The organism is Hyphomonas sp. (assembly GCF_041398465.1).
In the GTDB taxonomy this organism is placed as follows: Bacteria; Pseudomonadota; Alphaproteobacteria; order Caulobacterales; family Hyphomonadaceae; genus Hyphomonas.
Map to the genome: position 1 here is coordinate 369,385 of NZ_JAWKUS010000001.1, position 24,897 is coordinate 394,281.

Consider the following 24,897-nt stretch of genomic DNA (forward strand, 5'->3'; position numbering starts at 1 on the left):
ATTATGAGCCTTAGCTCACACTTCTATACTGGGAGAAAATTGGCCGCGCAACAGTTTTATGAGTTATTGCTCGCATGAATTTTGGGGCGGCGACCGAACCACGGCCTGGCCGCTTCCAGTTGCCCCGCCAGACGCAGGAGCGTTGCTTCCGCACCAAACCTGCCGCCAATCTGAACTCCAATCGGAAGATCGTCCTTGGACCAATAAAGAGGAACCGATGCTGCCGGATGGCCGCTGGCATTGTAGTGCATTGTGAACTGCGCAAAGTCGAACTGCTGGTCGCGCATCCTGTCAAACCCGACATCCTGCTTGAAGTGGAGCGCGCCAATCCTCAGGGGCGCCCTCCCCAGCGTCGGACTGAGATGAACGTCGAACTGCTCCATAAAGCACGCAAACTGACGACTGATCTGATGCATTGTCATGATCGCTGCGGCATAGTCCGTAGAGCTCTCGCGACGGCTCTTTTCAACGAGCACGTGCGTCAGCATTTCGAGCTCCTCGGGGGTAGCGGGTTTACCGCGCATTTCACCGATCGCATCGACCGCCGCTCTCGTATTGGCAGCAACGATAACATAGACGGCCCAAACCAGTTGCTCGATCGAAAAATCGGGAACCGCTTCGACAACTTCGTGGCCGAGCGCTTCGCACAACCGCGCCGCGTCCTCGACCGCTTCGACACACTCTGAATCGATATCATGGCCCGGCCAGCGGCGCATGAAACCAATACGCAACCTCCCCGGATCCTTTGTGACTTGCGAAACAAAGGAATCGCCAGCCGGAGGGCACCAGTATGGCGCACCGATTTCCGGTCCCTGAATAGCGTCAAGAAATGCCGCGTTGTCCCGGACTGAGCGGCTGACGGCATTGTCACAAGTCAACCCTGACCAGCCTTCGCCGAACGGACCAGCGGGCGCGCGCGCGCGCGTCGGCTTGAGCCCGAACAGGCCGCAACAGGATGCCGGGACACGAATAGAGCCACCACCATCATTCGCATGAGCAACTGGCAGGACACCCGAGGCTACGAGCGCCGCCGATCCACCGCTGGATCCACCCGGTGTCCGGTCAAGATCCCACGGATTGCGGGTCGTCCCGTAGAGATGGGTCTCGGTGACATAACTTAAACCGAGTTCCGCCGACGTCGTCGAGCAATAGAAGTTGAACCCCTGCTTGCGCAACCGAGAGATCATTTCATTGTCGGCAGGCGCGATCATGTCCGGGGCGAGACGGCATCCATTGGTGGACCGTACTCCTTCGATTGTCGCCCCGAGGTCTTTGGTTGCGAGCGGAACACCTTCGAACAAACCTGTGGTCCGGCGCTCGTTTGCGCGTTGGCTCGCCTGCTCATAGTTGCGGACTGAAACAAAGTTGCAGTCCGGGTTCATGCGTTCAGTGCGCTCAATGACTGCCTCAAGCAATTCGCCGGGATGGATTTGTCCCGAACGTATCAGCTGGGCCAGCCCCAGGGCGTCGTGGGTATCGAGAAGCCCCTCAATTCCAGTCGCGTTCATCATCTACCCCCTCGCAGAAGCGGGCAATGCCGCCTCGGTTGCAAAAGCCTTCCCAGCAATCTGCCATCGACCATCCAGGTGAATCAGAACCAGGTGATCGGTGAATCGCATGTCGCGCAATGCATCTGTTACAACGACACTCGCCAATGGATAGTCGACACGCGTTTCAAGAATTTCGAACTCAAGCTCGAACCCTTCCGATGCCGGGCTCGGACCTGCACACAATCCACCTACAAATTGATCGAGTCCTGAGGAAATTGAGAAATTCGAGAAGGTGCCGATGATCGATGCACCGGGGTGAAACACACTTCTGAGAAGCGTCTCGGACCCCTCATGCATGCCTCTGCAATAGGCTTCGACCACGCCAGAAATATCATTATCCACGCTCATGAACGGCGCTCCCATAAAATTCTCGAAGTTCGCGTTTCAGAACCTTCCCGATCGGACTTCTCGGAAGTTCATCGATCAGGCGCAGGTCAGCGAGACGCTGAGTTTTGCCAAGGCGCTCGTTGACCCAATCCAGAATCTGGTCGGCCTGCGCACCTGGCTTTGGCACCACAAAGGCGACGGGCGTCTCACCCCATCGGTCTGACGGAACCCCAACCACCGCAGCTTCGGCAACATGCTCATTGCGCAGGAGCTCTACCTCGATATCGCTCGGATAAATATTGAAACCTCCGGAAATGATCATGTCCTTCTTTCGATCGACCAGAACAAGGAAGCCATCCTCGTCATACCTTCCTATGTCACCCGTTCGGATGAACCGGAGCCCTTCCGGCGACCGCCATGAAGCAGCGTCGGTCTGGGCTGGCAGGTTATGGTATTCCCGCATCATGACGGCCGAACGCCCGACAACTTCCCCCTGCTCTCCCTTCTTCACCTCAATACCGTCATCATCAATCAGACGTATGTCGTGTCCCGCCATGGGCTGCCCGACCGTGTGAAGCTTGTCCGGATGCTCGTGAGCCAGGAGCATGCATGAACCACCCCCTTCCGTCATACCGTAGAACTCAACGAGCCCACCGGGCCATCTCCTCAAAACCTCGGCTTTCAATTCGGCAGAGAACGGAGCACTGGTTGCAAATTTTGTCTGAAAGGATGACAGGTCGAACTGGTCAAATTCCGGATGGCTCAGAATTCTCTGATACTGAACCGGAACCAGCATTGCGTGCGTAACACGGTGTAATTCTGCAAGGCGAAGGAACCTGCCAGCATCGAACTTGCGCATCAGGATGGCCGTGCCACCATTCGCGATCGTTGGAAGGAAAGACACAAGTGTCGTGTTGGAATAAAGAGGTGTGGACAGGAGCGTCACGGAATCCGGCGCATAGACGCCTCGGCGAATTTGCGCCCATCGCATGCTATAGGGCTGAACAATTCCCTTCGGTACGCCCGTCGTTCCCGACGAGTAAATAATATTGAACGCGTCTGAAGGCTTCACCTTGACCGGGGTTGGATTTCCAGCGCCCTGATACCATTGATCCAGAAACTCGACCTGAATGTTCCGTACACCACTGCTCTGGGCCGCTGCGCCAATGCCCGCAGCGTCATCACTGCTAAACACGATTTGCGCCCCAGCATCTCTCAGCATGCCCGCCAAGGCATCTGCTGCACCGGCCGGCGGCAGAGGAGCGACGACCGCGCCTGCACGCAGGATTCCAAGGAAAAGCGCTGCAGCTTTGGCCGAATTGGTTGCGCATGTGGCAACAACATCGCCCTTGCCGATTCCATCGCGCTGCAAAGCAGCTGCAATGGAATCCATTACCGCGTTGAGTTCGGAATATGAGTAGACTTCGCTCTCATCGCACACTGCGATGTGTTGGCCGCGCTCATGTGCATAGGCGCGCACAAACTGCTCGTGAGTTGCAAAATCGCACTCAAAGAGCTCGTCGGCGCTGGGTATTTTTGGCCATGCACTATTCAAAATTTGTCCGCCCACCAGCGATCATGCCCGCATCCACAACGAGGTCGTGACAATTGACGAATGAGGCCGCATCGCTCGCCAGAAATGCTGCTGCTTCGGCGATATTTTCGGGAAGGCCAGCCCGGCGCAAAGGGGTCGCCTTCGCCAGATTGCTCAGCAGTTTGGCGTTCTTGGCCTCGCGGTGTGCGTCAGTCAGATTGGTTGCTGCCCCTGACCCTCCGTAAAAGATCGGGGTCGCGATGCCGCCAGGAGAAATAGCATTGACCCGAATGCCATGAGCAGCAAGCTCAATCCCCGCCATACGTGTCGCATGACTGACGGCCGCCTTCGCCACGCTGTAGAGATACCCCCCCATATGGGACCGGTGCGCCGCTACGCTTGAATTGTTGATGATGCTTCCGCTGCCCTGGCGCTTCATGATCGGAGCAGCATGCTTGATTCCAAAAAGGACACTTCGCAGAAGCAGATTGACGGCACTCTCAAACTGCTCTGCCGTGAAGGTATCCACACCGCCAGGCGTCGGGGCGCCCGCATTGCTAAAGAGCACGTCCAGAGATCCAAACTGCTCAACCGTGGCGGCAATCGCAGACTCGATATCCTGCTCGGATGTGACGTCAGTTCTTGTGAAACTTGCGCGATCGCCCAGTTCGCGGGCCAATTGCTCACCCTGCTCGGCATTTCGTCCCGCAAGCATGACATGAGCGCCCCGCTCACAAAAAAGTCGAGCGGTGGCGGCACCTATGCCGCTGGTTGCACCGGTCACCAGAGCCGCTTTGCCCTCAAGAGACTGCGTCATCTCCCCTCCCCGTTTTTCTGATTGTCGTTGCGGTGTTTATGTGAGCCTAAGCTCATCTTTCTAACGATGTCAATTCGCGCTGTTCTGAATTTGAGATCGGCATTTGCCGAGGGCTGGGAAAGTCCCGCGCTGGACGGGAAGGCCCCGGCAAGATGCTCTCCAACCGGACCGGAACTGACCAAAAACAAATTTCTCCGACGCCGCCGAGTCCCGGAAATCGGGACTTTCCGGACAGATATCACGCGCATGACCGAGTGAAGATTGGATCGAGGGAAGGACGTTCCCGCCACCCGAACCTGGTCAATAGGCGGAGCAACTCAACGAAAACGACTCACTTGACATTTTGTGAGCTTTAACTCATGCGATTGAGCTTGCAAGCAAGCGCAGGATCCGCAGACATGACGAAACCCCAAGGCCTGCGCAGCAATCGGCATGTCATGCTGTTTGTGTTGACGCTCGTGTTCATGAGCTCCTACCTCGATCGCCAGATCGTCGCGGTACTGCTCCCCCAGATCAAATCGGAATTTTCGCTGAGCGATTCAGAGCTTGGGCTTCTGAGTGGCTTCGCATTTGCGCTGTTCTACGTCACCGCCGGACTGCCCATCGCGCGAATCGCCGACAAAAGCTCCAGGGTAAACGTTCTTGCGATCTGCGTTGCTGCCTGGAGCGCCTGCACGGCAGCCTGTGCGGCTGCAACAAATTTTGTGGGACTCCTTCTTGCCCGCATCGGCGTCGGGGTCGGCGAGGCAGGGTGTAACCCGTCTGCAGCGTCTCTGATTGCGGAACACTACCCGCTCGAATCCCGCGCAACAGCCAACGCCTTCTATTCCGTCGCAGTCCCGGTCGCCTCTCTCATCGCGCTTGCTGGCGGCGGGCTTGTCGCTGAACATATGGGGTGGCGGACGGCTTTCATTCTGGTCGGCGCCCCAGGCCTGTTGCTTGCAATTGCTGTAAAGCTTCTGATCGCCGATTCACCGCAACCTCAGGCCACACCCAACTCTGCCCAGCTGAATTTCGGCGACTGCCTTGCCTATTTCGCCCGGACGCCTTCGGCGGCCTTCATGGCATTCGCCGCGGCCGCAGAGTCATTTGCCGGGTTTGGTATCATGATGTGGCTCCCCACCTACTTCATGCGCGCCTACAATTACAGCATCGCCGAAATCGGCCTGATGCTTGGCATTGCCACAGGCGCGCTCGGCTTTGTCGGTATTCTGACAGCGGGTTTCGTAGCCGACAGACTTGGCCGCATGAACCGCCGCTGGAATTGCCTCCTGCCTGCATCAGTGATGACCATTGTGTTCGTCTTCGCTGTTGCCGCATTCGCTGTGAACAGCGCCGTGCTGACAATGGCGCTCCTCGTCATTCCTCTTTTCACCCTGGGATCCAGTGCCGGCCCAATCAATGCCGCAGTTCAGACGGTCGTTCCCGCGCGAATGCGTGCGACTGCGGCAGCTGTGTTCGGCTTGATCCTGAATCTGATTGGCTATGGGCTGGGACCGACGTCCATCGGCGCATTGAGCGATGTTTTTGGGGGAGCTGATGATACCAATGCGCTAAAGCTTGCCCTGATCGTCGTCTGCGGGGGGTATGCCATAGCCGCCGGCCTGTACTTCCTGGCATCCCGCTTTCTTGTGAACGACATCGCACGCGCTGTATCATTTGACGATGCGTCTGCGGAAAGCGGACAACCTTTGAGCGCAGAAGCTCCCGCGTGAATTGGGCTCGGAGTTGACCTGATCATCGAAATACATGATCACGAACAGCGCATTACGAACTTCGCTGTCGAGGACTATGTATGGCCAAAGAAGCGCCGACACGTCGCGTTGAACCCAGAAAGCTCCCGAGCCGGAAGAGCTCCCGAGAGCGCGTGGATGCGATCCTGAATGCTACCCGCGAGTTGATCGCCAAGGATGGACTGGAGACGCTCAACACAAACCAGATCGCCGAGCATGCCGGTATTCCGATTGGTTCTGTGTACCAGTATTTCCCAAACAAGCAGGCTATCGTCTACGCTCTGGTTCAGGATTACCTCACAGAGCTTGAGGCGCGCATTGAGGCCTTCCCTATGGAGAAGCATCTCAAGAAGGGCCTCAATCACGCCCTCAAGATGATGTCGAGGACCGTGACCGCACCTAGCACTTTCGCCTACGAGCGAAAACTCGGACGGATCCTGCTGAGCGCAATGGATCTTTATCCGGAACTGCGTGAGCTCTCCGACGCGCATGTCGAGTTCTGTGCCGACTCCGCAGTACAGCATCTTCAACTTGCCGGCTCGAAATGGAGCGTGGAACGATTGCGCAAACTCGGGCGCTATATACTCGAGGTCCGCCGCACCATTTATTACGCGCCCGAAGAGATCATGCCCGATGCCATTCGCTGGCAGGAAGCCGCAACAATTGCGGTTATCTCGCAATGTTTCGAGGACTGATCAGTCCTCAACTCTGATATTGACTTGGATCATTTTATGAGCTTAAGCTCACCTAAAGTGTGAGCTATAGCTCGTATTGGGAGGAGTCATCAAATGGCCGTCGCACAACAAACTGCCACCGCAAAATTCAATCCCCTGCCGCATTTGCCCGCTCCGACACGTGATCTCGAGCAGGCGAAGCGTGACATGGACGAGTATGGTTGTTGTGTCCTGGCTGATGTTCTCACCCCTGAACAGGTCGAGAGGCTGCTTGAGCGCACACTTGATCAAGCCCGCGCCGAAACTGCCAACGGCGTAGCGTCCTGCGAGTCCGGCGCCGGCAAGACTGTTCGCTACGACAATGAAGGGCCAAACCAGCGCGTCTGGAGTCTCCTCAATAAAGGAGAAGAGTACCGGGCGCTCGCGGAACATCCTGCAACGCTTGAAATCATTCGGCATGTTCTGGGCCAAGACGTGTTGCTCTCGAGCTTTACCGCCAATATTGCCGGCAAAGGCGGTGAGGCGATGTTCATGCACCAGGACCAGGGGTCACTGCCAACGACTCTCACGATGCCAGTGGTGACCAATGTTGCCTGGGTGCTCTCGAACTATACCGATGAAGGCGGTGCGACCCGGATCATTCCTGGCAGTCACAAATTCGGCCGTCCGACACCTGAAGAAATCGCACCCATCGAAACCCTTCCTGCTGCAGCCCCGCCCGGGTCAGCCATCCTCTTTGAAGGCCGCACCTGGCATGGGACCGGCAAGAACATCACCAATGAGCCGCGTGTGGCCCTGCTTTCCTTCTATTGCGTGCCGTGGCTTCGTCAGCAGGAAAATGCCGTTGCTTCGATCAGCGACGAGGTTCTGGAAACTGCGAGCGATGAACTGAAGGCGCTGCTTGGCTTCAAGACATGGAATGCCCTTGGCGGTCTCGATGGCCACAACACCTACGGCGAACCATTTACCAGCCGGTCCCGCGCGCCGCTCGGCAAAATGAGTGTTTCGGAATGAAGCTTTCAGGTCGCGGGGCGCTCGTAACAGGAGCAAGCCGTGGCATTGGATACGCCATCGCCGAAAGCCTGGCGCGCGAGGGAGCAAATGTCTGCATCTGGTCGCGCCAGCCAGAGGGAAATGACACTGCCGTCGCCTCGCTTCGAAAAAGCGGACACGACGTTTCCGGACTTATCTGCGATGTGAGTTCGGAACCGCAAGTCCGAAATGCGATGGTGACAACCGTAAGTCGTTTGGGCCGGCTCGACATTTGCGTTGCCTGTGCTGGCGTCGCGCAGGCAACCCCTACCCCGGTGGCAGACCTCGATATTGAAGTGTGGAGAGAGGTGTTCCGGGCCAATACCGAAAGCACATTGTTCACCGCGAAATATGCGGTTCCACACCTCATCGCCAGCGATCAGGGAAAGCTGGTTCTTCTCTCCTCCGTTGCCTCTCGTCTGGGCATACCGACCCGGTCTGCATACAGTGCGAGCAAAGCAGCAATCGAAGCCATTGCCCGTTCATTTGCGGCCGAACTGGCATCTACAAATGTTCAGGTCAATGCAATCGCGCCGGGCTACATTGAGACAGACATGACGCGCGAAGCTGGCCCTTCCCTAGCCCAGTTCTTCCAGGAAAGAGTACCTGGAGGCCGACTTGGAACTCCACGCGACATTGCTGAAGCAGCTGTCTTCCTCGCATCTGACAGTGCCAACTATTTGACCGGACAGGTCCTGACCATCGACGGCGGCTTCTCTGTTTGCTGAGAACATAGTCAAGCCCTGACGCTCGGCAGCACCTCAACCCCGGTTGCGCAATCCCATCAACGATCCAAACCTATCGACTCACCCCCCCGATGGGCATGATGAGCGGGCCTTTGGAGCGCCAGTATTCTCGGCAAACTTCATAAGCGAATGCGACCAACTCGAAGTCCATTCTGCTCCTTACACTGATGTGTTCCGCCAGCATTAACATTCTGCAACTGCACACGGAGCGCACACGAGGTCCTTTAAGTATCTGTTATTTATATACTTTTACTCCGATCCATCATGGGCGCAGTAGAAAACCGGCGATCCAATTCCTTGTTTTTCATGTATATTTTCTCTTCCGCCTTTCAAAAGTCGTGATGTTAGTGAAAAGCGATGCCATTCTAATGATCTGTTTTTTTGGGAATATTTTCCATCCGCTCGACACAGGTTGCACACACAGACAGCTACCCACCTGATTTAAACGGAGATTCTGTCCAGTCTGATATGGGCTCTACTGGCACAATTGCTGCGGCTCCAGTTCACTCGTATCCGTATCCTTTAATAAGCTACATGCCTTATTAAAGGATATCGGATTGAGCGCTGGGGACAAAGAAAAGTCCTGCGCTATCGCACCTTGTACAGGATCAAACTCCGGTTCAGGGACCAGCAATCGTCGGTGTCGTCTGTACAGATTGGAGCTTCCTGTCCGAAAGATACTGTGCGGACACTACCGTGCTGACGGACACGCTCACGGATTTTCCGCAGGCGCTCCAGAACAGCATCCTGGTCAAAAGCCGGATCGCTGCGATGGACCAGAAGGTATTCCGGATCATCCTCGCCATCCTCCCCTGCTGCGTCTATCGCGTCATTGATGGCGTCGAGGAGTTCCTCAAGGGGGATCAATGCGGTGCCGTTCCCGGCATCCTGTACCGTTACACCTGGCCAGACCGTCACCGGCAGGTCAGGTGCAGGCTGAACATAGGTTTTCTCGTCCGGTATATCATCCGCACCCGGTTCACGCCGAAGCACCGGATAGTCGAGAACAATTGCTTTCCAGAATGGCAGCGGCGTGATGGCGGGGTCGCCCGTCCGGTCCGGGCCACCCTCGAAGACGACGACAAAGCCGCCATCTTCGTCGTCTTCATCCATGTCGAAGAAATCCCGGCCATGAAACAGTTTCACACCGTCAGAAAAATCCTGGCCAGCGAGATTTTCGCCATTCTCGTCCACCACGTAGGACCCTGACCCCCACACTATGCCAAGGCGTTTGGGGCAACCGAGCAGGCCCAGCCGGTCTACCGCGCTGACACTGTCACCTGCCGCCTCTGCGGCATCCGCGACGACCGGGCTGCTGACAACTCCGCCGCCAGTCGCGGCGCCTTCATCACCAAGGCCGCTCCCGCATACGCCGTCATCACTCTCCAGCCTGCTGAAAGGGCTGTGGGGCGTGTAGCCGTCTTCAAGGTCAAACAGTGTCACAATGGGCGTTGCGAAGGCCCGCCGCACGGGAAGATAGTTCTCGCCCTGCAAGACGAGATAGTGCCCGGCCCAGTCCGAAACATCCGGCGGCGCCGGCCATGTTGCCGGAGGTGGCGTTATCGCGGCGCCGGTGGACTCATCCCGTTCCACGATTTCGCTTAGCTCATTGATTTCCGTAAGGAACTCCCGCGCGGCAACGGCAGAGAGATCATCGCCATAGTCCCGGATATCTTCACCAGCTTCCTCGTGCGCATCCTTGCCGCCCTGCGCAAGCAAGCTGTAACCAAGACCAGCCGCGCCCAGCGCCAGCACGGATACGGCGGCGATGACAATTGGCGTCTTCATGTCAGTTCCCGTTACCCAGAATACCGGAAAGGCCGGCAGGCAGGTTTGAAAGGTCCGGCCCATCCGAGACGCTGACTGTCTGGTACAGCGTGTAGTTCGCATCGTCCGCGCCCGACGAGCGGTCGACCGATGTCGCCGTCTGGCTCATGCCCATGACGGACTGTTCCAGCATCAGCCAATCGGACGAGAAACATGATGTTCCCATCATCTGCGAGGAATAGACCGTACACGTTTCACCAGCGACCGTCTTGGTTTGGCCTGTCGACGTCATGCCCATGGCGTCGAGGAAGGCTGCGCCCATGTCTTCTGGGCTTGTATTCTGTAGCGCATTTACCAACCCGTCATACGTGGGATTTTCGGTTCTCGTCGCGGTATTGGAGGCAAGGTCTATAGCATAGATCGTGTTGCCAATCGTGATCGTGTGAGAAGTTTGCGTCTGGCTGAAACCTGCCATGCCGATAGTGACGTTCTGGATCTCATAGCTCTCATAGGCGTAGTCCCGGTGGCAGCGCGTCACCGTGCCGGACTGCATCTGCCCGCTCATCTCATAGGTGACACAGGCCTTTTCCACTGGGTGCAGCTTCGGCGTGCCCGGGTCTGCCACAGCGGACATGGCGAGTATGAAGGCGGCAGAAAGGAAGATGGCTGTACGGATCATGTGAGTCTCCTGGGGCAGTATTATTCGGAGCTGAGCTGGAGGGTAACGGTCTGGCGCTCACCGGCATTGATGGTCACCTCCTGCGCCGGGAAATCCCCTGCTGTTCGCCAGCCAGTGACCCGGTAGCGGCCGGGCAACAGCTTGCGCGGCTCACCGGGTGTGGAAATGCCGCCGATGATACGTTGGCCCTCAAGGGCCGTAACGGACGCCCGGTCCGGCGTGACGGGATAGGCATCGGACGGGGCATAGTTGATCACGAGTTCGCCAACCGGGTTCGGTTCAATTGTGACGGTGAGGGACTCGCCATCTGCGATGGTAACATCGATAGGGTCGAAATGGCCTGCACGGTCATACGGATTGATCCGGTAGACCCCCGGCGCGACGGGGATGGCTGTGTCCGGGCGGGCAAAGCTGCTGCCGCCGCGGTCTACGGATTCAAGGAAGGCGCGGTCGGCATTGCCGACATAGTTGACCTGGTCGCCGCCATAGGTGAGCGTCAGGAACCCGGCTGCGAGGGGAACAGTGCGCGTTTCGCCGTCTTCGGTGAGGGTGATGTCGACCGGGGTGAGCGGGAGGTCCTGATCCGGCGAGCGGAGTTCATATGTACCCGGACGGATCGTCCCGCCATTGGCAGAATGCAGCTTGTAGGCCAGTTCGCCATCGCGCCACAGTTCGGCCTGCCGGCTGATGATCTCGCCATTCGGCAGCTGGAATTTGACATAGGCCTCGATAGTCTGTGTCAGGTCAAAGACGATGTCTGTGTGGTTGCCGGCGGATAGGGTCTCCGTGACCGCAATGGCATTGTCGGCATTGGGCGCGGTGCGGAATTCGTAAATGCCTTCGCGGGCGAACGCCGCATCACCGGGACGGAAGCTGAAGACTTCCTCGTCGCCCTGATAGGCCCGGATGAGTGCACCGGAATGGTCTGCACCGTCTTCGATGAAGCTGGCAGAGACGGAAGCCGGGCGCGGCACTTCCAGGGTCAGCAGCGTTTCCCCCGCCGCCTCGACAAGCACGGGCGCGCGCACGGGATTATAGATCGTGCCGTCCTGCAGCAGGGCACCGGCTTCAACCGTGTAGTCCCCTTCGCCGGGCACGGTATTGCGGCCATAGCCCTTGCTGACGGCGGGCCTCAGCACATCCTCCCCGGTGAGGATCTGGCCCTCGCTGCGCAGGCTGTTACCGGCGCTATCGACCGTATCGAGGATGATTGCATAGCTTGTCCCTTCCGGTGCCGGACCGGGTGTACCGATGGCATCGCGGGCGCTGTCGAGGGCGTCATTAAACGCGATTTCGCTGTCGGCATCGAAATACTGTCCGCCGGAGGTTTCCGCGATACAGGCCATGGCCGTGCGTTCCATGTCCTTGAGGCCAACGCCGACAACATGCACGCGCACATTTACGCCCGTGGCTTTCCATTGCTCCATCAGTTCGCAGGGGTCGGCATCACAGGTCTCGATACCGTCGGAGATGAGCAGGATATCGCCACTCTCGCCGCCAAGATCTTTCAGCCCCTCTGTGAGAGAGTATGTGATCGGCGTCATGCCGGTGGGGCGTATCGATTCCACAAGGGCCGATATGGACGTGTCGTCTGCCCCGTCAGGCTCAAAGCTGCGCACCAGTTCGCTGTCGCGGCAATCATCCTTCCGCCGGTGACCATAAGCACGGAGGCCGACAGGGCGGTCGGCGAAGCCATCCATCATAAAGCTGGTGAGCGCGCCGCGCGCCACTTCATACTTGCGGGAACTGTCCGCCAGTTCGCCCCACATGGAGTTTGAGGAATCATAGATGACCAGTACGTTTCCCGCCGAATCGGCCGCTGGTTCTGGCGTTTCCTGTGCGGTGGCGACCGTCGCAACAGTTGATATGGCAGCAATAAAACCAAACAGGCGCAGCAGTTTGCGCATGGCAGCGTCTCCTCTCCCCAGCTTTCCGCCATAGTCGGCAGCGCCGGGCCGCATGCCAATTAGGACGGATGCACTAGTTGGCGGGCGGGTAGTGCATCCGTCCTAATTGCGACAGCGGGCGATCTGCGGCCCAATCGGCGCGAAATCAGGAGGTGCAAATGAGAATGAAATTGCTATCCGCTGCAGCGCTGATGGGCTGTTCGGCCATGCTCGCCGCGCCCCCGGCCTCGGCCAGCTACATGGATACATGCAACAAGCTGATCGATGCCTGGGATACCTGCCGTGAGGCCGGAAAGGCCTGCAAGGCCGAACAGACGGCAATCGAAGAGGAGTGCAAATGCCACAAGCAGAAGGGCGAGGAATGGAAACTCGTCATGGCCGCGGTCGGCAAGGATGGCGTCTGCGAGACTGAATGGCCCACCACCGAGGTGCCGGATCCTTCCCCGCCCCCACGGGAAAACCCGAAGGACACGCATGACACGGAACAACGCCAGCGCTGATGCCGGGTCTGCCGGGATGACCCATAGCGCAGCAATGTGCTACGGGTCTCCCATGGGGAATGAGATGAAAATCCTGCTGGTGGACGACCATCCGGTGTTCCGGAACGGCATGACCGTCATGCTGGGCAAACTGTTTGACGGAGCAGAGATCGTCGAAATCGGCGATCATCCGTTACTGGTCGAAGAGATATCGAAAGATGACTCGCCGGACCTGGTCCTGCTGGACCTGGTATTCCCCGGATTCGATCCGCAACGAGACTTTTCCAGTCTCCGCCGCCGCCTGCCGCTGACACCAATTGTGGCGGTCTCGATGGTCTCGGACGGCGGCATTGTCGATGAGATCATGGCCGCCGGGGCAAATGGATTTGTTTCAAAAACGGCGCGTCCTGATGACATGTCAGCGGCCTTCCTGGCCATTATGGACGGCGAGACGGTCGTGCTAAAGGCCTCATCGGATACAACCGGATACGCGCCCGCCGAGGATGCACTCAGCACCCTGACGAATCGTCAGGTCGAGGTGTTGCGCTTCATCTGCCGGGGCCTGTCAAACAAGGAAATTGCGCGCGAACTGGATATCTCGCCCTACACTGTGCGCATCCATGTTTCGGCACTGCTCAAGACGCTGGGCGTACAGAGCCGTTCGGCGGCCGCCTCACTGGCGAGCGCTCGCGGTTTCGTCTGACGGCCCCTTTTCCGAATTTGCCAGCGCATTCAGGAGTGCTGAGCGCAACTGTGCCGGGCGGATCGGCTTGTGCAGCAAGGGAATTCCGCGCTCTGCCACCGCCGCCTGCATTTCCTTGGATGTATGGCCGGAGATGATGATGGCCGGAATGTCCGCAGCCGGCGTTCCGGCAAGGCCATCCAGCACATCGAGGCCTGTCAGCTCCGGCGACAATTCATAGTCACAGATGATGACATCCGGCGCGAGGTCCACGAGCCCGTCTGCCGAGTGTGACGCCTGTACGGTACACCCCCAGCGCCTCAGCAACAGCTCCGTTGCTGCTAGTGTTGCTGGATCGTCGTCCAGCACAACGACGTTGGCCGCATCGATCGCGCCGCCGGACAGCTGTGCCTTCGCGCTGGCGGGTTCCTCTGCTCCGGTCACGCGCTCGAAACCATCTATCGAAAAGGTCGAGCCCTTGCCCTGTTCAGAGGCCAGGCTGACCGACAGGCCCAACTCGTCGGCGACACGCTGGACGATGGACAGGCCGAGGCCAAGGCCAGGCGTTGCCGCCTCACCCATTCGGGCACTGTCGAGGCGGGCAAATTCCTCGAAAATGCGCGTCCGTTCCGCATCCGGAATGCCCTTGCCGGTATCGCAGACCTGTATGGAAACCCGCCCGCTCCGCAGGCGGCAACCGATCAGTACGACCCGCCCTTCCGAATGGCGAATGGCATTGGAAACAAGGTTTTGCAGCATCCGACGCACCAGTACCGGATCGCTGCGCAGCCGCAGGTTGCTCGGCGCGACGCGAAGTGTTGCGTTGCAGGCCTTTGCCACGAGTTCGAAATCCCGCTGCACTTCAAGGAACAGGTCGTGCGGCCGGAACACCTGAATGCGCTTCTGGATGCCGCCCGTATCCAGAAGCGAGACATCCAGCAGGGAATCGAACAATTTCGTCAGCACATCGAGAGACTGGCGCACCCGGCTCATGATCTCTTCGTGCTCTTCCGGGCTTTCGGCATCGGGCAGGGTTTCCACGAACAGGCTGAGCGCATGCAGGGGCTGACGCAGATCATGGCTGGCCTGCGCGAGAAAGCGGGATTTTGACAGATTGGCCTGCTCAGCGGCGCGCCGGGCATCTTCCAGTTCGCCTGCCTGACGGCGGACGTCTTCCAGCAATTTGTCTTTCTCGGCCTGAAGGCGAAAGGCCTGCAGCATGAAGTCATTGATCTTCCGTGCAAGCGAAACAAGGACGACGACATAGAGCAGGATCAGTACGCCCGAGAGGATGCTGCTTGTCCCGCCCTCCAGCATGTAACGCAGGCCCAGCGGCACCATGCCCGGCAGGACCGACATGTAGCAGGTGCGCAAGCGCATGCCCTGTGTGCCCACAGCGCTCAGCGACATGCCGCCCATGACAAATGTCAGGAACAGCTGCTTCGCCGGGGCATCGGCCGGGAACAGGAAGAAGCCCGCAAATCCCCACATGCAGCCGACCCAGAGTGCCAGATAGTCAAACCGGGTCTTGGCGCGCAGAATGCTGTAATCGGTCCACCCTTCACGGGCAACCTGGCGGGAGAGCAGCAACTGCATCAGGATGGGCAAGGCCAGCCCGATTGAAAACGCGATGCTGCGCCAGACCGGCACGGAGGTCGACGTCACCAGCCCGACGATCACACCCACGCCAATATGCACGATGCTCGAAACCTTGTTCCGTTCCAAGAGCATCCTCAATGCATGAATTTCGATCTGGGCGTTCTTCATGGCCTTCCTTTTCTGCATCAATGTTTCACAGCTTTTCACCAGTGAGAACCCAAAAGAACTGATCACGCGGTCTATCGATCAAATGACCCATGTTTTCATCCCCGGCATCTGACTCTATGAGTAACAGGGCCGGAAGTTCGAGGGTTATGTCATGCAGCCAGCACAAGCACGGGACGCCTATGTCCGGTATCAGGGCGATGCGCTGGTTCTGAAACTGGCCCGCTTTGTCTGGCAGATGCATATCCTGTCCGCATGGCTTCTGGCCTATGTGCTGAAAGGCGTGGTTGCGCCTCACCTTCTCTGGCCATGGGTCGTCTGGATGTCGGTGTTCGGCCTTGTTCAGGCCTATGTCTGCTTCCGCGGCGCCGCGCATGCCGACGCCGGAGGCGGCGAGGTGGCCCGATATGCCGCGGCGTTCGACACGACCGCCATACTTCTGGCGATGGGCTGGGGCTGGCTAGCCTTCATGCTTTTGCCAGCTGAAGACACAGAACTGCGCACTTTCATCGGCTTCATTATCAGCGGTGGCGTGCTGACCGGAACCGGCACACATAACATGCGCTACCCGATGCTGGTCATAACGCTGAGTATTATCATGCTGGCGCAGGCAGCGCGTGCCTTTCTGGACAATCCTGAAGGACAAAGGCTGGTTGCCGCCGGGATGCTGGTTGTGTTCCTGCTTCTCATGCTGGGACTTGGCTGGGTCCTCCGCGGATTCACGTGGCAAGGATTTGTGCTGCAGTGGGAAAAAATGCAGCTGGCGGAAGAACTGGAAGCCGCAAAGGCTGAAGCCGAGAATGCCAATGAAGCGAAGTCCCGCTTTCTCGCGCAGGCGAGCCATGATCTGCGCCAGCCCATTCACGCCATGGGCCTGCTCCTGGCCTCGCAGTCTGACGCTCAACTCCCCGCGGAGACCCGGCAAGTATTCGACAGGCTGAAACAGTCGGTCGACATCCTCTCCAAGCTCTTCACCTCCCTTCTGGATATCACATTGCTGGATACCCAGCAGATCCAGCCAAGCTTTAATGCCTTCAGCCTGAGCGAACTGATCGACAATATCGTTGCGGAATTCGCGCCGGCGGCAAAAGCTGCCGGCTGCACGCTGCGCGCGGAGGCATCCGAGACGGTGATTGAAAGCGACCCGCTGATTGTCCGGCGGATCCTGCAGAACCTGGTGTCCAATGCCATCCGGCATGGCGAAGGCACAGACATACTGGTGACGACCGAGACAACCGGAAACACAATCTCTCTCCTCGTGCGTGACTGGGGGCCCGGCATCGAAGCGGAAGAACAGGCCCGCATGTTCGAGGCCTTTGAGAGAGGCGGCGACGTGACCGATGCGAGCAACGGCGTCGGGCTGGGCCTGGCGATTGTGCGGCGGCTGGCGGAGCTGGCCGGCGCGCGCGTGTCGGTCGCCTCGAAAGCCGGCGAAGGCGCAACTTTCAGGGTTAGCATGTTCACTACGGCTGACCATATCGATCCTGCCGTCGCGACCGCCGAACCCTTAGCAACCGAACCCGTCAGCCAGACCGGCACAGCCCTAATCGTTGACGATGATCACGCTACGCTCGAGGCCACCGGCGCACTCCTGGCCAGTTGGGGCTGGGATGTTGACCTGCGCACTACGCTGTCAGCGGAGGATATGGAATCCCTCGTCCGACCAGACCTGATCATCTGCGATTATGACCTCCGGCGAAGCCAGACGGGCCTGCAGATTATCCAGACGCTGCAAGACCGGCTCGATCGTATCCCGGCTCTCATCATGACGGGGAGTTCTTCGCCGGAAACGACAGCTCACATCCGGGAAGCGGGTCTGCTCGTGCTGCTGAAGCCTGTTCGCCCGGCCCAGCTGCGTTCGGCATTAATCAGCCTCGTGGGCTGAGTGGAGAGCGCCGTGGTTGATGCCGAAGGTTGCAGCAGCGGTGCGGTTGGTCACGCCAAGTTTCTGGAACAGAGCAGAGACATGTGCACGCACAGTGGACACCGACAGGTCGAGTTCCTTTGCAATCTCCTTGTTGGACAGGCCAAGACAGATCAATTTCAAAACATCGCTCTGACGAGGCGGCAGCGCGTGGACAGGGTTGTCTGCGGTTGGCATTGGCCGGCCCGGCCCGGCAGGCGGCAGATAGACCGGCCGGTCGCCTTCCATAACCTCCCTGATGCCTTTCAGCATGCTCTCCGGAGGCGAGCGTTTTGACACGAACCCGTTCGCGCCAACGCGCATCAACCGTTCGACCGCTCCACGTTCCGTCAGCATGGATACAACAAGAATGGCCATTAACGGAAACTTCGCGCGCAATTCTGCGATATCGCTTTCCGGCTCCAGCCCCGGAAAGAAGATATCCAGAATCAGCAAATCGGCCGGTGCTTCGGCCAGCTCCCGCTTCAGTACGGCGGCAGACCCGGCTTCCCTCAGACGGACCTCTCCAAGGGCTGACCGCACGATACTCTGTATACCGGCGCGAAACACCGGATGGTCATCGGCAATGATCAGATCAAGCGCACTCGTCCCCATGATGACCAGCTATACCGGCCCGGCACCGGCAAATAAACTGGGTCATTCATCCTAGTTGATGCGCGGGGCAAATTCCCGAACATGGCTCAGAGTCTTGGAGGGACGCACAGCATGAATCGAGTGATTTCCGGTATCACAGCAACGGCCATTGCCGCCGCACTTGCCGCTCAGGGCGGCGCACAAGTGCTGGACGAGGGACAGGCGGATGACGTCGAACAGCGTATCAAGGACGCTGTCCAGCTGATCGAGCAAATGGACCAGCAAGAATTCGTCGTGCCGGTATCGGACCAGACTCTCCACTTCGCAATATCGGATGGCGGCATGGGAAACATGGCCAAGGCACAGGCCAATCCCGGCCGGAGCAGCGGCGCTTTCATGCTGGAAGCCACAAGCGGCGCCGCCTTCATTCAGGACTACAGCCCAACCGGCGGTCCCGATTGCGATCCGGAGGCCGAAGAGCCGTTGATCATCTATTATGGCTACTTCGCAGACGCGGATACGAGTGTCATCTCGGTCAACGAAGCCGCCCGCCTTGGCGCCATCATCTCGACCGGCCACGCCGTGAAGTACCGGCCGGGGTCGACCTTCTGCGAAGACGAAACCTATATCACCGATCCGCAACAACCAGCCTTCCTGCATGTACCTTTTTCCCTGTTCGGACAAAGCCCCCGGAACTTCCAGGCGATGCTGGCTGAGCAAGGCGGACTGCCGGTTCAGGCCATGTTCGCAACTGCCGGCATGTCCGCGCGGATGACGGGATATTCCGACGTCCGCATGTTTGGCCAGTCGTCCGCGATGAGCGAGCTGGGCGCGGGTGGGGCGATGGGACAGGCCATGCTGGCAGACGTTCTGGCGAACAATCCGGAAGCGGCTGAAGCCCTGTCGCAAATCCCCGGCGGTGTTGGGGGCATCGGCGGAACGGGATCGGTCCAGATGGACCTTTCCACCAAACCGATGTCCGAGATCGGCGGCAACAATGTCGCCTTCACCTATGCGCAAATCCGTTTCGCGTATCAGGGCGGCCCGATTACGCCGGGCGACTGGCTGGAAGACCTGCAACAGGCCATCCGGATCGAAGGGGCCGTTGGAGAAAGCGAACCCGCCACACCGAATGGCGGATCACTTGAAGACTGATCCAGCCTTCAGTCTCCATACCATTTGCTCGTCAGATTTCCGTCTTCATCCATGAAGACCTGCTGGCTGCCGGCACCTTCATATCCGATGACGACGGTGCGGCCCTCACCGGCCCACCAGTCAGCGTCGGCGAGGAAGTCGCTCGATAGCGGCGCATCATCTGTTTCTGGCCCGAACCCCAGCAAGGTCAGCGCCTTGCCGGCCTGAAGGCAAATAGCCATGCCGTGCTGACCATCTTCAGGCTGCTCAACCAGCGCCACAAGGTCAGGCCGCCCATCGCCATCCATGTCCGGTTCCAGCCAGGCCCGCTGGCGGTAGCCGGGGCGCGGCATACGCCCGGACAGCAACAGGCTCTGTGGCAGGCCGCAATCCTCGAACGCCGTAACCACCCAGCCCGGAAAGTTCACCAGATCCTCCGGTGACGGATAGTGAGAGACCGTAGGTTCGCGCGGCCCATCATTCCACCGGACGCAACCTTCGAATTCCATGTAGACCATGCGCCCGGCCTCACTCTTCTCGAACGCCTGGTTGAGAATGGTTATCTGGCCATTACCCTGCTTGCCCGGTGTCGGTTCCACAGCGGCGATGTTTCCGGACCGGCCGGGCACCACCAGTTCCGGGTTCCGCGCCGGGTCCATGATATCCGGGCCAAAGACGAAGCTGTCCGTCAGGTGGTTCTGTCCCCTGACCGGGGGAATGCCGCGGGCAACCGGCCGTGTGGGAATGTTGTTCCCCTCCGCGTCCCGCATCTCCGTATGCCAGCCGCCTTCATCAGGCTGCAATGTGAAGACAAGGCCATCCGCAATTTCCGCATCGAATTCATTCGTACCGAAGACGAGTCCCTGCACCGGCACGGCCGTATTCAACCAGTCAGACTGGCATTCCGGTGCCGCCTGCGCCAATCCCGCAAATGCGATAGCACCGGCAAGCGCGCCGAGGACAGCCCTAGGGTTCAACATAGTGGTAGAGCCTTTTCGTCTTCATCTGCCCGTCCTTCCAGAAGACAAGCACGGTTTCCTTTTCGATCCGTTCAAGGACGAGGATATCTCCATCCGCCTCCGGCAGCTCATACCCGGTCAGGTGACGTGGCAGCTCACCACCTGGCGGGATCCACTGCCAGGCTTCGACCTGTCCGGCATACCCTGCCCGCACATCGCCCGCAGGCGCGCTTTCAAAGCCCATCAGGTCCAGCCAGGTTCCTGCCCGGCAAATGGCGATACCGTGCACATCGTCGGAAACGCGGCGCACTTGCGCAGCCTCGTCCAGTGCGCCGTCGCCATCAAGGTCCCCACCCAGCGTGCGCGGCAAATATCGTGCGGACAGCTCATAGACCTGAAGGTCGAGACCACAGCTGCCGAATGCCTCTTTGTCTTCGTCGGTGAACTCCATGCTGGCGCGATCCATCAGATGCGCCGTCTCATCTTCCGTGCGCGGCCATGAGAGACAGGCGTCGAACTTCAACCAGTTCATGCGCGCCTGTGTTCCTGGCTGGGGATTGGCGAGACCGAAATCGATCACTTTCAGCCAGCCAATACCATCGTCCGGTCCAGGCATCTGAGCCCCATCGGATGTGCGCAGTCCTGCTGTGCCCTGCAGGCCGGGGGAGATGACGAACGCGCGCAAATCCTGCGGCGCGTTCACGTCACCTGTATTCGGCGCGGTGTTGGCAGCATTACGAAAGTGCCAGCCAAAGATATCGCGCGGGTTTGGCGCCCCGTGCAGCGGCGGTGTCAGGGAAGTGAGATCGACCGCACTCCCGATCGGCTCTTTCTCGTAAAGCCGCACCGACCAGCCGGTCTCGGCACGCATCAGGGCGAACACCCAGCCATTGTCCAGCGTCTGGTAGAAGTTCCTGTCGTCGGAAACTTCCGGAAAGTCAGCTACCGGAGTGCCCTGCATGGCTTGCCCCGTGATCCGTACGGCATGATTCTGCGGGGTTGGTTCGCAGGCCTGCCCCCAAGCTGGACTGGAAACCGCCAGGGTGAACAGGCAGAGGAGAACAAGCCGTCTCATTCGCTGTCCTCCAAGACCTGGGTTTCCGCGTACCAGGTCTCGACGATCCGCGCCGACTGCGCCATCCAGGCCGCCGCCTGATCGCCACCCTCACCTTCCAGCTGGTCCACAAACCCCAATACAGCGTCCCTTGTCCCGGCGATATAGTCCGGCCACGGTTTTCCGCCTTCTGCCGGGCGATCGCCCGCTGCAAGCTCTGCCAGCTTCGCATCAATCGCCGCGATGACCGGTGCCTTGTCGAGCCGCAACGCCGTCGCCGCAAACACGCGCGGCGGCGCGTCCAGTTCAGCCAGCGTCTTGTAGGCAACGAGATATGGCGGCAGCATTTCAGCGTCGAAACCCGGACGCGCGGTATCAATCCAGAGCGTCAGCATTTCCGAGTCACATGCTGTTTCAGCGACCTGTTTCGCAGTTTCAGCCTTGAGGGAAGCCAGCAGTTCGTCCGACCATCCGTCCCGGTCCTGCAATGTGAGCGCGTTTATTGACAGCCGCTCCCAATCTTTCAGCAGGCCGCATTCCGCCCCGCGCTGCGCAATCATTTCCATATAGGCGCCGGACCGCACTTTCGTCGGCACAGGATCGGCTGCGCCTGTTGCGGCCATTGCGCACGCAAGCGCAAGGCAAGCAAAATGTCTCATGAATCGTCCCTCGCAAATTGTCCCCATTCCTGACCGCACACTAGCATCTCCAGCCGAGGAAAATACTGGGTCATCTGTACCAGTTGACCATTGCCTTCCCGGATCGAATGCTCAAACCTGTTCGGGGACAAGGGGACAAACGTGCGGGACACACCGATGAAATCTATCAGGACATTCGTTCTGGGAACCGCTATCGCGGCCAGCCTTTCAGTATCAGCCATGGCGGAAGATCCCGCACCGCCCGATGATGCCATTCTCGTTCTTGATGCGTCGGGGTCGATGTGGGGACAGATCGACGGCGTAAACAAGATCGTCATTGCGAAGGATGTGGTTGAAGGCCTGGTGCGCGGGCTGGACGACGACCAACGCCTCGGCTTTGTCGCCTATGGCCATCGCAAGGGAGGCGATTGCAGCGACATCGAGACACTGGCCGATGTCGGCGCGGACCGTGATGCCGTTATCGAAGCCCTCCGTGGACTGACCCCGCGCGGGAAAACCCCGCTTTCCAAATCCATTGAACATGCCGCCAACACTCTCAATTACCGTGAGAAGGCAGCATCGGTCATCCTCGTATCCGACGGATTGGAGACTTGCAGCGCTGATCCTTGTGCTTTGGCTCGGACGCTGGAAGAGAATGGCCTGGATTTCACGGTCCACGTTGTCGGATTTGACGTCACCGTCGAAGAGCGCGCAGGCCTGCAGTGCATTGCGGACGAAACCGGCGGCACGTTTGTTGCGGCAGACAATGCCGAAGAGCTGGCCGGCGCATTGACCCAGATGACAGATGCCGGTGGAGAGACCGAGCACGCGACCAGCACCCCTGTGCCGGCGTCGCTTGCCATGAAGGCGACCATTCTTTCGGGCGGCCCGCTTATCCAGTCCAAGCTCGACTGGACGGTTACGCCCTCTTCCGGTGGCGACCCTGTGTTCACCATCACGGATACCGGCAGCGCCAATACCGAAATCCTGCCGGGCGACTATGTTGCCGAAGTCAGCTGGAAGGGCTGGAAGGATGGGAGCGAAGTCAAGACCGGGCAAATGGCGTTCAGCGTCGGGTCGCAGCAACCGAAGGTCATCACAGTGCCGATCGACCTCGGCTTCACCGTCTCCCTCGATGCCGATGACGAGACGCAGGAAGGCGTTGCCTTCAATGTGACGTGGAGCGGCCCGGATGAGCTTGGCACATACATTCAGGTCGCCAGCCGGGAAGACGGCCCGCGCGAAGCCATCTACTTTCTCGGCGGCAAGAAAACCCGCGACCAGGGCGGCGTCACAGATTCCAGCCAGCCCTTCACATCACAAATCGGTGCGCCGTCTATGGAGGGTGAATACGAAGTCCGCTACGTCCTCGACCAGCCAAGGCTGATCCTGGCCCGGACGCCGTTGACCGTCACCGATGGCGGCTTTGGCGTCACAGCGCCCGAGGAAGCCCCTGTCAGCTCTGTTGTGAAAGTAGGCTGGTCCGGCGAGGCCACGCCGGGAGACTTTGTCACCATCATTGAAGCCGGAGATGCAAAGGCCTTTAACAACGGCTTCACAGGCAAGCTGAAGGACGACGGCACAGCTGAGCTGACAATGCCAGCAGAGCCTGGCGACTATGAGATCCGCTATGTTCTGGCCAATGGCTATTCGCCCTACCCCGACACCCAGTATGCCGTACAGGCGACTGTGCCAATCCGGCTGACACCGGTCGAGGCAGGAATCTCCGGGCCGACGGAAGCTATTGGCGGGTCCCAGGTCGGCATCTCGGTCGAGCTTCCGGCAGACTGGGAGGACGATTACGTCTCCATTGCCGAAGTCGGGGCGACGCGGTTCAACCGGGACTCGTGGGCTACACTTGGACGAGCCGACGCAGCAGACGGAACACTTGAACTGCAGGCTCCGAACATCGAGGGCGATTATGAGCTGGTCTACTTCCTCGCCCCCGGCGACTCGGTTCTGGCCCGCCAGCCGATCACGATCACCCGCGCGCCAGCCACTGTCGATGCCCCTGCCCAGGTCAAGATCGGCGAAAATTTCGACGTCACCTGGACCGGCCCTGCTTACAAGGGTGACCGGATCATCATTGCGCCGGCCGATGTCGCCGACAGCAAGATGTGGGGCTGGGGGACGCGTTATGGCGTCGCCGTCCCGGAAGGCGAAACCAATAGTGGCGGCACGGTCGCCAACTACCAATTCACGGAACCCGGAGCATATGAAGCCCGTTACGTCACCGGCCTGCAGCATCAGGTCCTGGCGCGGGATACGTTCACGGTAGTCGAATGATAAGGGGAATGAATATGAGAACCACAACAAGCTTTCTCGCAATCGCACTGGCGTCCGGCCTACTGGCCGCATGCGGCGGAAGTGACAGCAACGGTACACGCGAAAAGGCCATGGAAGACACTGCCGCCGCGCACGGCATTGATGCTGATGTGACGTTGAACGCGGAAGGTGAAACAGAGAAAGTCGTCATCAATGCGGGCGGCGGACAGGTCGGGAAGAATCTGGACCTGCCAGCGGGTTTCCCGGACGATATCAGCCTTCCGGCCGGCTGGGATATCATGTCCTCAAACTCACCCCTGCCCGGCAGTTTCAATCTGCAGGCCCTTTCCCCGGATTCGTCCGCCGACATTCTGGACACCCTCCGCACCAGGCTGACGGCAGACGGCTGGACAGAGACAGCCTCCGATTCTCCGACGCCTGCCATGTCCCGCATCAATTTTGAGAAGGATGACCGGATGGCAAATTTCAACATCATCGAAAATGGCGAAACCCGCGCGGTTCAAATCCTGACCATGCCAAAGCCCTAAATGGTCTCAAAAAGTTGGCACCCTGCTACGCCCTTGTAGTTTCCGTCGGACGTGCCCAGCGGAACCGAAATTTGCCGACCAACCTACTATCGGTGTTTGCAATATGGATGA

The 24,897-nt window shown here is 59.1% G+C and carries 22 protein-coding genes; 10 read left to right on the plus strand and 12 right to left on the minus strand.

Annotated elements, in window-relative coordinates; translation table 11 throughout:
- Nucleotides 1-56: 56 nt before the first annotated feature.
- From R3C98_RS01740 to R3C98_RS01755, 4 genes are read right to left on the minus strand one after another with little or no spacing between them, the layout of a single operon-like run.
- Nucleotides 57-1,511: an amidase gene (locus R3C98_RS01740; RefSeq protein ID WP_371312399.1), complete on the minus strand. Its 1,455-nt coding sequence runs from the start codon at nucleotides 1,509-1,511 to the stop codon at nucleotides 57-59.
- The gene (locus tag R3C98_RS01745) at nucleotides 1,512-1,898 is read right to left on the minus strand and encodes a nuclear transport factor 2 family protein (protein WP_371312400.1); all 387 of its coding nucleotides are present in this window, start codon (nucleotides 1,896-1,898) and stop codon (nucleotides 1,512-1,514) included.
- Entirely contained in the window at nucleotides 1,885-3,447 is a 1,563-nt protein-coding gene (locus tag R3C98_RS01750) for a class I adenylate-forming enzyme family protein (protein WP_371312401.1), read from the minus strand. The genes R3C98_RS01745 and R3C98_RS01750 overlap by 14 nt, the downstream gene beginning before the upstream one ends.
- Entirely contained in the window at nucleotides 3,425-4,228 is an 804-nt protein-coding gene (locus tag R3C98_RS01755; protein ID WP_371312402.1) for an SDR family NAD(P)-dependent oxidoreductase, read from the minus strand. Before R3C98_RS01755 ends, R3C98_RS01750 begins: the two co-directional genes overlap by 23 nt.
- A gap of 398 nt (nucleotides 4,229-4,626) precedes the next feature.
- On the opposite strand from R3C98_RS01755, the gene R3C98_RS01760 reads away from it, so the two are divergent.
- The 4 genes from R3C98_RS01760 (at nucleotide 4,627) to R3C98_RS01775 (ending at nucleotide 8,395) form a co-directional block, all read left to right on the plus strand.
- Nucleotides 4,627-5,943, plus strand: coding sequence for a spinster family MFS transporter (locus R3C98_RS01760; protein WP_371312403.1), 1,317 nt, complete (start codon nucleotides 4,627-4,629; stop codon nucleotides 5,941-5,943).
- Nucleotides 5,944-6,023: 80 nt separating this feature from the next.
- Complete coding sequence (locus R3C98_RS01765) at nucleotides 6,024-6,656, plus strand: TetR/AcrR family transcriptional regulator (protein ID WP_371312404.1); 633 nt, start codon at nucleotides 6,024-6,026, stop codon at nucleotides 6,654-6,656.
- Nucleotides 6,657-6,749: 93 nt separating this feature from the next.
- Nucleotides 6,750-7,649 (plus strand): phytanoyl-CoA dioxygenase family protein, encoded by a 900-nt coding sequence (locus R3C98_RS01770; RefSeq protein WP_371312405.1) that lies wholly within the window; start codon nucleotides 6,750-6,752, stop codon nucleotides 7,647-7,649.
- Entirely contained in the window at nucleotides 7,646-8,395 is a 750-nt protein-coding gene (locus R3C98_RS01775) for an SDR family NAD(P)-dependent oxidoreductase (protein WP_371312406.1), read from the plus strand. Before R3C98_RS01770 ends, R3C98_RS01775 begins: the two co-directional genes overlap by 4 nt.
- Nucleotides 8,396-9,001: 606 nt before the next feature.
- Here the strand turns inward: R3C98_RS01775 and R3C98_RS01780 are convergent.
- The 3 genes from R3C98_RS01780 to R3C98_RS01790 are packed head-to-tail and all read right to left on the minus strand — an operon-like array spanning nucleotide 9,002 to nucleotide 12,766.
- Nucleotides 9,002-10,201, minus strand: coding sequence for a hypothetical protein (locus R3C98_RS01780; protein WP_371312407.1), 1,200 nt, complete (start codon nucleotides 10,199-10,201; stop codon nucleotides 9,002-9,004).
- 1 nt (nucleotide 10,202) lies between these two features.
- The gene (locus R3C98_RS01785; RefSeq protein WP_371312408.1) at nucleotides 10,203-10,859 is read right to left on the minus strand and encodes a hypothetical protein; all 657 of its coding nucleotides are present in this window, start codon (nucleotides 10,857-10,859) and stop codon (nucleotides 10,203-10,205) included.
- A 20-nt stretch (nucleotides 10,860-10,879) separates the two neighbouring features.
- Complete coding sequence (locus tag R3C98_RS01790; protein ID WP_371312409.1) at nucleotides 10,880-12,766, minus strand: hypothetical protein; 1,887 nt, start codon at nucleotides 12,764-12,766, stop codon at nucleotides 10,880-10,882.
- Between the two features lie 164 nt (nucleotides 12,767-12,930).
- Here R3C98_RS01790 and R3C98_RS01795 point away from each other — a divergent pair, with 164 nt between their 5' ends.
- Entirely contained in the window at nucleotides 12,931-13,266 is a 336-nt protein-coding gene (locus R3C98_RS01795; RefSeq protein ID WP_371312410.1) for a hypothetical protein, read from the plus strand.
- Nucleotides 13,241-13,948 (plus strand): LuxR C-terminal-related transcriptional regulator, encoded by a 708-nt coding sequence (locus tag R3C98_RS01800; RefSeq protein ID WP_371312411.1) that lies wholly within the window; start codon nucleotides 13,241-13,243, stop codon nucleotides 13,946-13,948. The genes R3C98_RS01795 and R3C98_RS01800 overlap by 26 nt, the downstream gene beginning before the upstream one ends.
- Here the strand turns inward: R3C98_RS01800 and R3C98_RS01805 are convergent.
- A complete protein-coding gene (locus R3C98_RS01805) occupies nucleotides 13,919-15,694 on the minus strand; it encodes an ATP-binding protein (RefSeq protein WP_371312412.1) in 1,776 nt (591 codons plus the stop codon). The two genes, R3C98_RS01800 and R3C98_RS01805, sit on opposite strands and share 30 nt — an antisense overlap.
- 151 nt (nucleotides 15,695-15,845) lie before the next feature.
- Between R3C98_RS01805 and R3C98_RS01810 the strand changes: the two genes are divergently transcribed.
- Entirely contained in the window at nucleotides 15,846-17,576 is a 1,731-nt protein-coding gene (locus tag R3C98_RS01810; RefSeq protein ID WP_371312413.1) for an ATP-binding protein, read from the plus strand.
- On the opposite strand, the gene R3C98_RS01815 is transcribed toward R3C98_RS01810, so the two are convergent.
- Nucleotides 17,556-18,209 (minus strand): LuxR C-terminal-related transcriptional regulator, encoded by a 654-nt coding sequence (locus tag R3C98_RS01815; RefSeq protein WP_371312414.1) that lies wholly within the window; start codon nucleotides 18,207-18,209, stop codon nucleotides 17,556-17,558. The two genes, R3C98_RS01810 and R3C98_RS01815, sit on opposite strands and share 21 nt — an antisense overlap.
- Nucleotides 18,210-18,320: 111 nt before the next feature.
- Here R3C98_RS01815 and R3C98_RS01820 point away from each other — a divergent pair, with 111 nt between their 5' ends.
- Nucleotides 18,321-19,343 carry a hypothetical protein gene (locus R3C98_RS01820; RefSeq protein WP_371312415.1) on the plus strand — a complete coding sequence of 341 codons (1,023 nt, stop codon included), beginning with the start codon at nucleotides 18,321-18,323 and terminating at the stop codon, nucleotides 19,341-19,343.
- A gap of 8 nt (nucleotides 19,344-19,351) precedes the next feature.
- Here R3C98_RS01820 and R3C98_RS01825 read toward each other — a convergent pair whose 3' ends face one another.
- The 3 genes from R3C98_RS01825 to R3C98_RS01835 are packed head-to-tail and all read right to left on the minus strand — an operon-like array spanning nucleotide 19,352 to nucleotide 21,994.
- Nucleotides 19,352-20,302: a hypothetical protein gene (locus R3C98_RS01825; RefSeq protein WP_371312416.1), complete on the minus strand. Its 951-nt coding sequence runs from the start codon at nucleotides 20,300-20,302 to the stop codon at nucleotides 19,352-19,354.
- Complete coding sequence (locus R3C98_RS01830) at nucleotides 20,289-21,356, minus strand: hypothetical protein (protein WP_371312417.1); 1,068 nt, start codon at nucleotides 21,354-21,356, stop codon at nucleotides 20,289-20,291. Before R3C98_RS01830 ends, R3C98_RS01825 begins: the two co-directional genes overlap by 14 nt.
- Nucleotides 21,353-21,994 carry a hypothetical protein gene (locus R3C98_RS01835; protein WP_371312418.1) on the minus strand — a complete coding sequence of 214 codons (642 nt, stop codon included), beginning with the start codon at nucleotides 21,992-21,994 and terminating at the stop codon, nucleotides 21,353-21,355. The genes R3C98_RS01830 and R3C98_RS01835 overlap by 4 nt, the downstream gene beginning before the upstream one ends.
- Before the next feature lie 156 nt (nucleotides 21,995-22,150).
- On the opposite strand from R3C98_RS01835, the gene R3C98_RS01840 reads away from it, so the two are divergent.
- Both R3C98_RS01840 and R3C98_RS01845 read left to right on the plus strand, forming a co-directional pair.
- Nucleotides 22,151-24,259 carry a VWA domain-containing protein gene (locus R3C98_RS01840; RefSeq protein WP_371312419.1) on the plus strand — a complete coding sequence of 703 codons (2,109 nt, stop codon included), beginning with the start codon at nucleotides 22,151-22,153 and terminating at the stop codon, nucleotides 24,257-24,259.
- 14 nt (nucleotides 24,260-24,273) lie between these two features.
- Entirely contained in the window at nucleotides 24,274-24,786 is a 513-nt protein-coding gene (locus R3C98_RS01845) for a hypothetical protein (RefSeq protein ID WP_371312420.1), read from the plus strand.
- Nucleotides 24,787-24,897: the final 111 nt, after the last annotated feature.